The sequence below is a fragment of the Paenibacillus sp. B01 genome (assembly GCF_009649995.1).
GTDB lineage: Bacteria > Bacillota > Bacilli > Paenibacillales > Paenibacillaceae > Paenibacillus_O > Paenibacillus_O pasadenensis.
In genome coordinates, this window is sequence record NZ_CP045802.1 from 3,197,360 (window position 1) to 3,210,049 (window position 12,690).

At 65.5% G+C, this 12,690-nt stretch carries 13 protein-coding genes; 4 read left to right on the forward strand and 9 right to left on the reverse strand.

Annotated features, from left to right (window positions below):
* Positions 1-49: 49 nt before the first annotated feature.
* The 5 genes from GE073_RS13745 to GE073_RS13765 all read right to left on the reverse strand — a co-directional run bounded on the left by GE073_RS13745 (position 50) and on the right by GE073_RS13765 (position 4,192).
* A complete protein-coding gene (locus tag GE073_RS13745; protein ID WP_101809180.1) occupies positions 50-376 on the reverse strand; it encodes a hypothetical protein in 327 nt (108 codons plus the stop codon).
* Between the two features lie 80 nt (positions 377-456).
* Complete coding sequence (locus GE073_RS13750; protein ID WP_180968507.1) at positions 457-1,437, reverse strand: serine hydrolase domain-containing protein; 981 nt, start codon at positions 1,435-1,437, stop codon at positions 457-459.
* Positions 1,438-1,613: 176 nt separating this feature from the next.
* Positions 1,614-2,531: a hypothetical protein gene (locus GE073_RS13755; protein WP_101809182.1), complete on the reverse strand. Its 918-nt coding sequence runs from the start codon at positions 2,529-2,531 to the stop codon at positions 1,614-1,616.
* 186 nt (positions 2,532-2,717) lie between these two features.
* Positions 2,718-3,296 carry a TraR/DksA C4-type zinc finger protein gene (locus tag GE073_RS13760; protein ID WP_101809183.1) on the reverse strand — a complete coding sequence of 193 codons (579 nt, stop codon included), beginning with the start codon at positions 3,294-3,296 and terminating at the stop codon, positions 2,718-2,720.
* Positions 3,297-3,457: 161 nt separating this feature from the next.
* Entirely contained in the window at positions 3,458-4,192 is a 735-nt protein-coding gene (locus tag GE073_RS13765; RefSeq protein ID WP_228551521.1) for a metallophosphoesterase family protein, read from the reverse strand.
* A gap of 140 nt (positions 4,193-4,332) precedes the next feature.
* Here GE073_RS13765 and GE073_RS13770 point away from each other — a divergent pair, with 140 nt between their 5' ends.
* Positions 4,333-4,779, forward strand: coding sequence for a GNAT family N-acetyltransferase (locus GE073_RS13770; protein WP_323744203.1), 447 nt, complete (start codon positions 4,333-4,335; stop codon positions 4,777-4,779).
* On the opposite strand, the gene GE073_RS13775 is transcribed toward GE073_RS13770, so the two are convergent.
* Positions 4,780-5,052, reverse strand: coding sequence for a hypothetical protein (locus tag GE073_RS13775; protein ID WP_028597318.1), 273 nt, complete (start codon positions 5,050-5,052; stop codon positions 4,780-4,782).
* 266 nt (positions 5,053-5,318) lie between these two features.
* Positions 5,319-5,771, reverse strand: a complete 453-nt coding sequence (locus tag GE073_RS13780) for a hypothetical protein (protein WP_028597319.1) — start codon at positions 5,769-5,771, stop codon at positions 5,319-5,321.
* Positions 5,772-6,130: 359 nt separating this feature from the next.
* Between GE073_RS13780 and helD the strand changes: the two genes are divergently transcribed.
* The 3 genes from helD to GE073_RS13795 all read left to right on the forward strand — a co-directional run bounded on the left by helD (position 6,131) and on the right by GE073_RS13795 (position 10,315).
* Positions 6,131-8,479: an RNA polymerase recycling motor HelD gene (gene helD / locus GE073_RS13785; RefSeq protein WP_028597320.1), complete on the forward strand. Its 2,349-nt coding sequence runs from the start codon at positions 6,131-6,133 to the stop codon at positions 8,477-8,479.
* A gap of 62 nt (positions 8,480-8,541) precedes the next feature.
* A complete protein-coding gene (locus GE073_RS13790) occupies positions 8,542-9,981 on the forward strand; it encodes a hypothetical protein (protein WP_028597321.1) in 1,440 nt (479 codons plus the stop codon).
* A gap of 157 nt (positions 9,982-10,138) precedes the next feature.
* Positions 10,139-10,315 carry a hypothetical protein gene (locus tag GE073_RS13795; RefSeq protein WP_153783699.1) on the forward strand — a complete coding sequence of 59 codons (177 nt, stop codon included), beginning with the start codon at positions 10,139-10,141 and terminating at the stop codon, positions 10,313-10,315.
* Between the two features lie 60 nt (positions 10,316-10,375).
* On the opposite strand, the gene GE073_RS13800 is transcribed toward GE073_RS13795, so the two are convergent.
* Together GE073_RS13800 and GE073_RS13805 are read right to left on the reverse strand one after the other, a co-directional pair.
* Entirely contained in the window at positions 10,376-11,599 is a 1,224-nt protein-coding gene (locus GE073_RS13800) for a Ger(x)C family spore germination protein (protein WP_164820142.1), read from the reverse strand.
* Positions 11,586-12,680 carry a GerAB/ArcD/ProY family transporter gene (locus GE073_RS13805; protein WP_028597323.1) on the reverse strand — a complete coding sequence of 365 codons (1,095 nt, stop codon included), beginning with the start codon at positions 12,678-12,680 and terminating at the stop codon, positions 11,586-11,588. The genes GE073_RS13800 and GE073_RS13805 overlap by 14 nt, the downstream gene beginning before the upstream one ends.
* Positions 12,681-12,690 lie beyond the last annotated feature (10 nt).

The following is a 12,690-nucleotide window of genomic DNA, read 5'->3' on the forward strand; positions in this document are numbered from 1 at the left end:
CCGGAGCCGGCACGGCGGCTTCGAGACAACGGGGCTTCGGATAAACGAGTCAGTGAGGCGCCGAGCCGCCAAGCGAGGCGCGGACCTCCGCCTCGATCGAGCTTGCGCGCTCCTTGAGCTTGCGCAGCTGACGGAGCTGGGCGTCCGCCTGCACCTGGATTTGATTTTCGGTCATGCTCAGCTCCTGCACGAGCTCCTGCATCGTATTGACGAGGCCGCGCACCTTTTCGGAGCTGCTGTCCGCTCCGGCCCGCTGCAGCGCCATCCGGCCCTCGATCATTTCCTGCTCGCGGCGCTGCCGCTGCTGCTCCTGGAACTGCTCGTACGTCAAGTTCAAGCTCGTATCGCCTTGCGGCTGCTGTTCGTTCGGGTTCATGGGGTTCCAGCCTCCTGCCCTTGGTCTTTCCTGCCCTGCCGGACAGGCTTGCCGTTAGCAATTCCCCATTCCGCCGCCCTCTATCCCTGCCGCAGCGCGGGCAGCAGCTGCGTCTCGAACAGACGGCGCGAGCGGATCGCCTCGTTGCGGCCTTCCAGGCTCTTGCGGACGACCGCGACGGCCTCGAGCTGCGGCACGACAAACAGGTATTGCCCGCCATAGCCGAACGCGAAGAAATAATCCGGTCCCGGCTGCTTGTCCTGCGGCGACACCCACCAGTGATACCCGTAGCAGCCGTACACCTGCGGCTCGTAATGAAGCAAGGCTTTGTGGCGCGGCTTCGCCGATGCCTCCACCCATTCCGCCGGCACGACCTGCGTCCTCTCCCAGCGGCCGCCCTGCACGTACAGCCTGCCGAGCTTCGCAAGGTCCCGCATCGAGATCGACAGCCCGGCGCCGCCTTCCTGCCCGCCGGCGAGGCGGCTCCAGCGGACCGGCCCGATGCCGAGCGGTCCGAACAGATGCTTCCTCGCGAACTTGGCCGCGCTCATGCCGCTCGCCCGCTCCAGCGCGATCGCGAGCAGCTGCGAGCCGCCCGTATTGTAGGCGAAGACGGCTCCCGGCTCATGCGCGAGCGGCCGGCCGAGCACGAAGGCGGCGGGAGCGTCCGAGCGCTTCAGCTCCCGATAGGGCTTGTCGAAATCCGGCCAGTCGAGGCCGCTCGTCATCGTGAGCAGCTGCGCGATCGTAATGCCGCGCTTGCGCGGATCGTCCCGGAGCGCATCGGCCAGTCGCGGATCCGATTCGTCCAAATAAGCGCAGATCGGATCGTCTGCGCCGCCGATCAGCCCTTGTCCGATCGCGATGCCGATCAGCGCGGACAGCACGCTTTTCGTGCACGACAGCACGGCGGACGGACGATCGTCGCCCGTCGCGCTCCAGTGCAGCCGCTCGCGCCCGGCCTGCTCCACATGCACGCCCTGGATGCTCCATTTCTCCAGCATCCCCAGCGCGTCTTTCCCGAGCCGCAGCTCCTCCTTCGTCCCTGCCGTCGTCTGCATGCCGCATTCCCTCCCGAAGTTGGCGGATCGTCCGGATAGCATGCCGCTCCGCTGGCGGCCTTATCCTTGCTCCACCTTACCCCGAAACGAAGCGCTTGTCCCGCGGAAAAATCGGCGCGGCCCCTAGCGGACGCGACGGCAAGCGAAGGAGCGGCGCCGTGCGCAGCGGCCTGACGTCAAGCTCCCGCAGCGGCCGCCAGCGCCGCCTCGGAGCGCAGCCGCTGCAGCAGCAGCGCGCTCAGCTCCTCGGGGTCCTGCCAGCGGAGCGGCGCCGCGCCGGCCCATGCCGGAGGCGCAGCGGCCCCTTGGCGGGACGTCCAGAGCAGCGGGATGCCCGCACCAAGCGCGTAGCCGCCGGCGAGGCTGGCCGATGCCGCGTCGCCGGACAGCTCGGCGAGGACAAGATCGGCCCGCCCCAGCAGCTCGAGCGGCCGCTCGGCCTCGGCATCGCCTTCGCGGCCGAGCATCCGCGGCGTATAGCCGCATTGCTGCAGCAGCGGCAGCACATGGCCCGTCCATTCGGCGTCGGCCTCGGGATCGCCGCTGCCGGCGACGACGCAAATTTTCTGCATGCCGCCGTCGGCCGCCAGCCCGGCCTGCTCCCAGCCTTTGGCCGTCAGCGAGAAGACCGAGCCGGTCCGCTCGAGCAGCTCTTCGTCGCGCAGCTTCTCGATGACATACACCATCTCCTGCAGGTTTTGCGAATACGTAAGGTTGTAGCTGCGCGCGAGCCGGTGCACGATGACGGGCTCGCCCGGCCCGGCGCACTGGCGGCGCAGATAGGCAAGCAGCTTGGCGCTCTTGGCCTCCACCGTCAGCGGCACATGAGGCGAGGCCGGCAGCGCCTCCACTTCCTCGGCCGTGACGACGATGTCCCGGCCGAGGCCGGTCATCTCGCGAATGTAAGCGGAAGCCAGCGGGAACAGCTCGCGCTGGCGCGGATAGGAAAGCGCTCCGAGCGCCTCGTAGTGCTCCGCCGCGATGCCGTAGTCCGCCGCCGGCGCGCAGTCGCAGCCGATGAAGCGCTCCAGCGTCCCGGCGCCGGCCTTCACGGGCACGGGCGAGTCGCAGAAGAGGCAGCGTTTGGTGATCATGATGTCATTCCTCCTGTCCAGTCGTCGTCCCAGTGTAGCGGAAACGAGCCGGGAGCAGCGTTAAGCTTCTCTCATCCGGCTCTAAGGATTCTCATCGAATAGCCGCCGTCCCGCGCGGCGAAGGCGATTCGACCCGATGCAAAAAGGAGGCAGAACCGGAGCTTCCGGTTCTGCCTCCCTCGCCGTTCAGCGCAGCTTCTCCATTTCGTTCGCCGCCTCGGCCTCGGCCTGCGGATCGACCGTCCGGGAGGCGTTGCCGTAATCCTCGACCGCCTGCCACGCTCCCGCGTCGTCGAACCGGCCGGCATGGGACTGCCGGCCTTCGCCGGCGCCCTTCGGAGGCAGCGTCATAACCTGCTCCTCGACCGGCCGCTCCGGCGCCGGGTCGCGATCCGGCACGTTCTGCACCGTATGCCGAGTCGACGGAATCGCTTCAAGCCGCTCGAACGGGATCGGCTCTCCGGACTCGGCGTCGAGGCCGTACGTGCCGTCCTCCATCTGGCTGAGCGCGCGGTTCACCTGAGCGAGCTTCTTGCCCAGCTTCTCGTCCAGCGCCATGTCGCGCTCGCGCTCGAACGTCGTCGTCGCCGCATCGGCGGGATGGTTGTCGTAGCTCGACAGCTCTCCGTCGGCTTCCTGCATCGTCGCCGGCCCGCCGTCCTCCGTATGGGCCGCGTTCAGCTCAAAATGCGCTTCCAGCTCGGCTTTCTCCTCCAAGAGAGCGGCTTTCAGCTGTTCGATCTGCGATGGCTTCAAATGGTTCATATCGGCTTCCTCCTCTGCGTTCATGCGGGATTGAATACCTATACCCTCGGAAGCGAGCCGATGAAGCAGCCTGGCCGCCGGTTCGAAGCCGAGAGCGGGCTGGGCAGCCACGAAAAAAGCCCCGTCCTGGCCGCGAGGCGGCAAAGACGGGGCGGATCGCATCAAGGCTTCGCCGGCACGCTGGCTTCCTCCCAGCTTCCGCTCGGATCGATCAGCAGCGCGTTCAGCTGATGCCCGTAGGCGCAGCCGCCGTCGATGCCGATCTTGTCGCCGGCGTTCCAGACGCCGGAGCCGTCCTGCAGCTTGCGCGTCTGCGTGTGGCCGAACACGACCGTCTTGCCGGCGGCCACCGGATGGCGCAGAAACGGCTCGCGGATCGTGTAGAACATCGGCGCGGGCTGCTTTTTCCACCGCTTGCCCCAGACGGGATCGAGGCCCGCATGCGCGTAAATGAACCGCTCGTCCTCGGCGAACAGCTCCATGCCCTGCAGCAGCCGCACATGCTCGGGATGGCGGCGCCGGATGAGGCGCAGCGCTTCCTCCAGCTCGCCCTGCGGCCAGCTCCGATCCTCCGGCCAGCCCCCGTAGCTCGACAGAGCCGCCTTGCCTCCATGCTCGAGGAAGCTCCGCGCCAGTCCCGGGTGGCCGGTCTTCATCAGCTCCAGAAACCGATGGTCGTGGTTGCCCTTGAGCAGCACGACGCTCGCCCCGCCCTCGGCCTTCAGCCGGATCAGGGCGTCCAGCGCCCCCTTGCTGTCGGGTCCGCGCCCGACATAATCGCCGAGGAGCAGCAGCCGATCGGCCGCAGGGACGTAGCCGACCTTGTCGAGCAGCCGGCGAAGCGCATCCGGACAGCCGTGGATATCGCTGATCGCGATCGTCCTTTTCATGCCCATCGCCCTCTCTCCTTTTTCGCTCTCGATCTCTCGATAGAGCCGTTTCCATTGCGAACGCCTGCGATCATTGCTAGAATACGAGTCGATGCCAGTCCACCAGCTTCTTACACCAGCGTCTTATCAGAAAGGAAGGATCGATCTTGCTGCAAGCCATCGTAGTGAACACGCCGGATCAGCTGGCCCAGTGCCTCGTCATCCGCAAGGAAGTATTCGTCGTCGAGCAAGGCGTCTCTCCCGAAGAAGAGTGGGACCTCTACGACGCCTCGCCGGACAGCTGCCTGCATCTGCTGCTCCTCGACGAGGAAGGAGCCGCGGTCGGCACCGGAAGAGTCAAGCCATTCGACGACGGCATGGCCAAGCTGCAGCGCATCGCCGTGCTCGCCGGCCGGCGCGGCCGCGGCACGGGAGCCGCGCTCGTGCGGGCGATGGAGGATGCCGCTCGCGAGCGAGGTTATGCCGGAGCGGTGCTCGACGCGCAGTGCCAGGCGGAGGGCTTTTACGCCAAGCTCGGCTACGAGCCGGTCTCGCCGGACATTTTCCTCGATGCGGGCATTCCCCATGTGCGCATGTCTCGCCGCTGGAGCTGATCAGCCCTCGGCGGCATAGGTGGAGCGGGCGGCCTCGATGAGCGCTTCATACAGCTCGTCGTCCTCCTCCAGCTCCTCCTCCACTTGCTCGATCTCTTCCTCGGGACCGGCCTCGTTCAGGAAGAACAGGCCGTACGCCCAGTCCTTGCCCTTCTTGCTCTGCAGAGCGATCTCATACGGCTTTTTGTGGCCCGGCACCTCGAACTGCACCTTGCCGACGAATCCGTCTTCGTCCGTGCGGGTCATTTCCGCGTGAATCAGCTTCCATTCCATGCCTATTTTCCTCCCAAGCTCGAATAGACCTATCATACTCGATTCCGGGCAAAGGAAAAAGCTTCGCCAATGGCGAAGCCCGCTTAGGGGGGCCTTTTCGCCAATGGCGAAGCCCGACTAGGGGGCCTTTTCGCCAACGGCGAAGCCCGACTAGGGGGCCTTTTCGCCAGCGGCGAAGCCCGACTAGGGAATCTTTTCGCCAACGGCGAAGCCCGCTTAGGGTACGTTATCCGCTGCCTGGACGAGCAGGCAGCGACTGAATCGCGTCAGCGCGATCCCGGCAAGGGCGCGATCCGGCTGGCCAGCCAAGGATAGAGGCGCGCTCCCGTGCTGGAAGCCGCGAGCACGTATTCGACGCTGGAGCTGCGGCTCGTCAGCCGGACCCAGTCCCCCCAGGTCGGCAGCGGCTGATCCCGCAGCGGCGGCAGCGGCGACACGTACAGCTCCGAGTAGCGGAAGCGGAACGTCAGCGAGCGATTGAGCCCGTAGAACTGGAACACCGCCACGCTCGAGAACGTCGGGCGCAGCGCCTCGAACTCAAGCTCCTTTTCGCTCAACGTCAGCTGGCCGAACGCCTCGAACGGAATCGGCACCTTGCGCAGCAGCAGCCGCATGCGCGGAAACAGCGGATCGCGCTGCCGCTCGGACAGCGTGCATTCGCGGATGTAACGGTCGAGCATGCCCGGTCCGGCGACCCAGACGGCGTTGAATCGGATCATCGCGCTCCCTCCATCCCGCGCCGGCGCAGCCGCAGCTAAAGAAGAGGCGCGCAAGATGATCCATCCTATCGGGCCGACACCGGAATTATTCCTGCGGAGCCGCCGTTTCCGAGGAAGGAAATCCGCGGCGGACAGGGAACAAGCTTTGTTAGGAGGCCAGCCAAAAAAATCCTGACCGCAGAGCGGGCAGGATTGAAACGGGATCGCTTCCCGTAGTATAGTAATTAAGTCACGCAAAAACATCCACATAAAAATTGACATTAGATTTCTATCTTATATTACATCGAAACCACCCTCCCTGTCAAGCTTGCTTTTCAGAACGGAGGCGTGCCGATTCCAAGGAAAGGATGTGTCTCTCGATGGATGCAGAGCAATGGAACAAGGAACAGGCTCGGGTCGACGACGTCCGCAGCCAGCTGAAGGCGCGGATCGCAAGGGACGAGCCGCTCGTCTCGGAGCTGAAGTCGCAAGTCGTCGGCATCCGCTCGGAGTTCTGGGACGATGTCACCGTCAACCTCGCCGAGAGCGACGACCGGATCGAGACGGCGGTCAGCATGAAGCAGCAAGCGGAGGTGCTGTCCGAGCGGGAGCGCAGCCATCGCGCGCTGCGCAGCGGGCTGCAAAAGATGCGCCGTCTGCTCCCCGCGCCGTATTTCGGCCGCATCGACCTCGTCGAGGACGGGACGGACGGAACGCCGGAGCCGGTCTACGTCGGCGTCGCTTCCTTCCTTGCGGATGACGGAGAGACGTTCCTCGTCTATGACTGGAGGACGCCGATCGCGAGCCTCTACTACGATTACGGACCCGGCGCGGTCCGTTACGAGACGCCGGGCGGAGAGATCACCGGGGAGATGACGCTCAAGCGCCAGTTCTCCATCCGCGAGGGCCGCATCCGCTCGATGTTCGACACGGGCATGACGATCGGCGACGAGCTGCTGCAGGACGTGCTGAGCCGCACGTCCAGCTCGCAGATGCAGGCGATCGTCGGCACGATCCAGCAGGATCAGAACGCGATCATCCGCAACGACCGCGAGCGGCTTCTGATCGTGCAGGGAGCGGCAGGCAGCGGCAAGACGTCGGCGGCGCTGCAGCGCGTCGCCTACCTGCTCTACAAGCATCGCTCCCGCATCTCCGCCGAGCAGATGGTGCTCTTTTCCCCCAACCCGATGTTCAGCAGCTACATCTCGTCCGTCCTGCCGGAGCTCGGCGAGGAGAACATCAAGCAGACGACGTTCCAGGACTACCTCGAGCTGCGCCTCGGCAAGCGCTGGCGGCTGGAGGACGCCGCCGAGCAGCTCGAAGCGGTGCTGGCCGGGCCGGAGGCGGACGAGGAGATCCGGCTGCGCGCCGCGGCCATCCGCAGCAAGAGCTCCGTGCGCTTCCTGGAGCGGATCGAAGCGTTCGCGAGCGGCCTGCTCCGCTCCGGCATGCGCTTCAAGGGCTTCCGCCTGCGCGGACGGGTCGTCATCGCCCGCGGCCAGCTGGAGGAGCGCTTCTATGGCATGGACGCCTCGATCCGCCTGCCCAACCGGATCGAGCTGCTCAAGGAATGGCTGCTCGAGGAGCTGGAGCGGCTGGAGACGGAGGAGCGCGACGCCGACTGGGTGCGGGAAGAGATCGAGTATCTCGACAACGAGCAGTATCGAAAGATCCACAAGTCGCTGAGCCGCCAGCGGCGGGCCGGAGCGGACGAGGACGAGAGCGTGCTCGAGGAGCGGCTGCTGCGGGCCGAGGTCGCTCGCCGGACGTTCCGTCCGCTGCGCCGCCTCGCGGAAAGCCTCGCCTGGGTCGATGCCGCCGGCCTGTATAAGGATCTGTTCCGCGGCGAGCATGCCGCAGACGCGGAGGAGGAGCGCTGGAGCGAGATCGGCTCCCGCACGCTCTCGGCGCTGGAGGAAGGCCGCCTGCTGCACGAGGACGCCGCCCCGCTCCTGTATTTGACGGAGCTGGTGCAGGGCTTCCGCATGAACACGGCGATCCGCTACGTCATCGTCGACGAGGCGCAGGATTTTTCGGCGTTCCAGTTCCACTTCCTCAAGCGGCTGTTCCCGATGGCGAAAATTACGGCGCTCGGCGACTTCAACCAGGCGATCTTCGCCCACTCCACGGAGCTGGCGGCAAGCGCGTGGCTGCAGCGGCTGTACGGCCCCGAGCAGACGAAGACGATCGTGCTGCGCCGCAGCTACCGCTCGACCCGGCCGATCGTCGAGTTCACCCGCTCGCTGCTGCCGGACGGCAGCGGCATCGAGCCGTTCGACCGGCCGGGCGAGCTGCCCGTGCTCGTCCGCGCCGGCGGCCCCGAGGAGCGCGACCGGCTGCTCGGCGCCGATCTGCTGGAGCTGGAGGCGTCCGCGGCGACGGCGGCGGTCATCTGCCGGACCGAAGCGGAATCGCGGACCGCTTGGGAGCGCTTGCGGCGGATGCCCGGCCTCGAGAAGCTGAAGCTCGTGACGAAGGATACGGTCAAGTTCGAGACCGGCCTGCTCGTCATCCCCGCCTATCTCGCCAAAGGCGTCGAGTTCGACGCCGTGCTGCTCTACGACGCCAGCGCGGACGCCTATGGCGAGGAGCGCCTGCGCAAGCTGTTCTACACCGCCTGCACGCGCGCCATGCATGTGCTGCGCATGTATGCTCCGGGCGAGCCGTCGCCGTTTTTCGCCGACGCCGCTCCCGGCTCTTATCGCGAGGCGAATCCCGCCCGTTCCTAAGCGAACGTCACGTCCCGGTCCGGCATAGGATGCTGTAGCCTATCCGTGAAAGGACCGATCCTATGGACGTCACCGCCGGTTCCATCCACTGGCTTTACCTCGCTTTTGTCGGCGCCATCATCGTCCTGCTCAGCCTCCGCCGCGATACGACGATCGCCTGCCTGCTCGGCATCGGCGCGATCGGCTGGCTCGCCTCCGGCTCGGCGAGCGGCGCCGTCGGCGGCCTGTTCAACAGCTTGATCTACGCGATCAAGGAGCTGTCGGGCACGATCCTCATCATCTCGATCATCGTGGCGATGAGCCGGCTGCTCGTCGCCACCGGCATCAACGAAATCATGGTCTCCCCGTTCGCGCGCCTGCTGCGGTCGCCGGCGATGGCGTATTGGGGCATCGGCCTGATCATGATGACGGTCAGCTTCTTTTTCTGGCCGTCTCCGGCCGTCGCCCTGATCGGCGCCGTGCTGCTGCCGGTGGCGATCCGCGTCGGCCTGCCGGCGCTCGGCGCGGCGATGGCGATGAACCTGTTCGGCCACGGCATCGCCCTCTCCGGCGATTATGTGATCCAGGGCGCCCCCAAGCTGACCGCAGACGCGGCCGGCATCGGCGTCGCCCAAGTGATGGCGGCGAGCGTGCCGCTCGTCATCGTCATGGGCCTCACGACGACGGTCGCCGCCTTTTGGTTCATGCGGCGCGACATGAAGACCGGCGCCTGGCGCGACGGCCTCGTGCAGCCGTCGTCCGGCACGCTGTTCGGAGCGGCGGAGGACGGCGCGAGCGGCCGCTCCGGCGGCGACGGCGACAGGGCGATGCCGCTCCCGCTCGGCGCGAAGCGCGCGGCCGCGGTCGCGATCCCGCTGCTGTTCGCGCTCGACGTCTATCTCCTGTTCCGGCTCAACCTGCAAGGCGGAGACGCCACCGCGCTAATCGGCGGGACTGCCGCCCTCATCGTCGCCGTCCTGTCGCTGCTCGCCCATCGCGGACGCGGCCTCGAGAAGTCGACGACCTATCTGGTGGACGGCTTCACGTTCGGCTTCAAAGTGTTCGGCCCCGTCATCCCGATCGCCGCCTTCTTCTACCTCGGCGACTCGGCGCTGCCGGCCTTGTTCGGCGAGTCCGCCCTTCCGGCCGGCTCGCACGGCATCGTCAACGATCTGGGCGCGCTGCTGGCCCATTCGGTGCCCGTCAGCGGCGCCTTCGCGGCGGGCACGCTCACTGCCGTCGGAGCCATCACCGGACTCGACGGCTCCGGGTTCTCCGGCATCTCGCTCGCCGGCTCGGTCGCCAGCCTGTTCGGCACGGCGCTCGGCCACGGCACCGACGTGCTGACGGCGCTCGGCCAGATCGCGGCCATCTGGGTCGGCGGAGGCACGCTCATCCCGTGGGCGCTCATTCCGGCGGCGGCGATCTGCGGCGTCAGCCCGTTCGAGCTGGCCCGGCGCAACCTGAAGCCGGTCGCGATCGGACTCGTCGTGACGACGGTCGTAGCCGTATTTCTGCTTTGAGCCGATGCAAAAGCCCCATACGAAAGCCAAAAAGACGAAGCGGCCGCCCGGCTGCTTCGTCTTTTTGGCGAGCGGAATCGGTTCACCGCTAAAGTTTCTCCGGCGGCCAAACGGGTAAGAAGGAATCAGAACGAACACGACAAGGGAGGACCCGACGATGAACAAAAAAGTGCTCGGAACGGTGATCGGCGCAGGCGTGACGTATCTCATGCGCAACAAAAGCGCGCGGGACAAGCTGATCTCGACGGTTCGGAACTTCGCCTCGAGCCGCCAAGGCTCCGTGCAGCGCCCGGCCGCGCAGCCGGCTGACCGCAGCGGATCGTCCAAGATCTGAAGCACCGGCAACGGACGTCAAAAAGCATCCGTTCCTTCGGGAACGGATGCTTTTTTTGCCTCAAGTGAGCTCGGTCGCGCCATGGCCTTTCAAGGCGATACTGACCGATACGGTGATGTCCGCCTCCGCGAAATGGCGGTCCCAGTCGGCATGGATGCGGCTCCACGTCTTCGGCATCCGCACCCGCACCGACTCGTACAGTCCGATCGCATCGGCGCCGTACGTCTTCTGCAGCTTTTGGATGAGAAGATCGGCATTGCCCTTCAGCTTCCGTTCCAGCTTCTTTTCGACCTCCGCATAAAACGCTTCCGACACGCCGCCTCTGCCCGCATCCTTGTAGCTCCACGATTCCATCAGATCGCCTTCCGCCTCCAGCTCGATCCGGAAGGCGAATCGCCCGTCGGCCATCGAAGGCACGATCCGGCTGCGGACAGAATTGATCTCCATATCCAGCGGAGCGCCCAGCTCCGGATCGTCCAGCTTGAGCAAGCCTCCCTTGCGTCCGCCGCCTTTGATCCAGAACACCGTTTCCATGTCCTTTTCCGTAAGGAAGCCGATCAGCCTGCCGCTCGTCCCCTGGATGACCGCCGCGCCCGAGTAGACCAGCTCCTCCTTCGTCTTGACGACATTTTGGAGCAGAAAGCTCGTCTTGGCATGGAGCCGGCTCATCAGATTGTACATGCGGATCGGCTCGAGGATTTTGTTGTTGCGGTATTGGTTGCGCACCGTCTCGGGAATCTGGAATCCGGGAATATCGCCTTTGTACAAAGGCTCCAGCGTATCGGAAGCCTTGCCTTTGCAGATTAGGACGAGCGGACTGAGCCGAATGTCGTTGTCGCGGAAGAAGAAGTCGAGGAAGGTCATCAGGTCATGCTTTCTTGCCAGGCGGTCTCCGATGACGATCACCTTGAGATGATGGCCCAGCGGGGCCGCATTCGTGCGCAGCGACAGCTGCCTGACGTTCTCCAGCAGCGAGTCGCCCGTCTGCGTCATGTTTTTGAACGGGCTGGACGATGTCTCGTCGCTGGTCGATCCGCCGATATCGCCGATCAAGCTCGGGAGGATGAGCTGGTACGTCGACGTGATGCGGTCCGTGCGGTCGACGCCGGGGCTTTTGCGCTGGAGCTCCCTCTCGCTTGCCGCCGGCTCGGGCACGTCCACCGCCACGGCGATCTCCAGGCTCTGCGTCTCGATCTCCTTGTTGCTCCAGCAGCCGCCCGTCAGCAGCAGCAGCGCGATCTGGCTCGCCGCCAGCATGCGCCGTGGAAAGCTAGACGCGGCCATGGGCGGCTCCCTTCTTCCATCGCTGCAGAACGAGCAGCAGAGCCGGAACGCCGACGGACAGCGCGGCTCCGGCCATCGAAAGATAGTCCCAGACGCGGAAGACATCCTCGATCGTCTTCGGGAGCTCCTGGACGATATAGATGAACGGAAGCTGCGCGAAAACAGCCGTGCGGAACGGAACGCGGAACAGCTGCGAGATGCCGAGGGACGAGGCGAACAGCGCGAGCACGAAGGTCGAGAAGAACTTCATGATCCAAATCGCCAGAATGAGCGATTCGTACCGCTCGAAGATCAGGCCCGGAATTTCGAAGCTGCGGATCAGATCGATCGTCGGCCATGTCCGCAGCGTAACTCCGTCGATGGAGAACGCTCCGATGACGATGACCGTCGTGACGACGTAGAACGCCATGCAGATGGCGATGGCCGCGGCATACGCCTTGCCGGCCGAGCGGGGCCGCTTCATGTAGGCGACGAGCAGCAGCATGAGCTCCGGACCGCTGTAGGCGAATGCGGCTGTCTTCATCGACCGCAGCACCGGCGGCAGGCCCTGGCCGAGCACGGGGAGCAGATGGCTGAACTCGACGACGCGCAGGCTGAGCAGCAGCACGACGAGCAGGATGAATCCGGTCAGCGGAAAGATGAGGTCGCTCGCCTGGACGATCGCTTGGATGCCTCCGAGGACGAGATAAGCCCCCAGCCAGAGGAAAGGCAGCGTGACGGCCCAGGAAGGCGTTCCTTCCAGCAAGTATTTCGTCGTGATTTCCTCCAGCGATCTCGCCTCCAGACCGCAGATGACGAGGAAATAAAGCACGAGGCTCGTTCCGAAAGCGGCTCCGAGCCCTTTGCCGATCAGCTTGCGACCGTATTGGAAAATGGTCTCTCCGGGAAAGCTCAGGCTGAGCCGGCTGGCGAGCCAGCCCCCGGCGGCGGAAATGACGCCCGCGAGCATAAGGCTGAGCCATACGTCCGGCGTGCCCGCCTTGTCCACCAGCATGCGGGGGAGCACGAGTATGGCCGTAGCCAGCATGTAATTGACGATGAGGATGGAGATCTGCGTGTTCGTCAGCTTGTCGGCGTTCATAGGCCGTCTC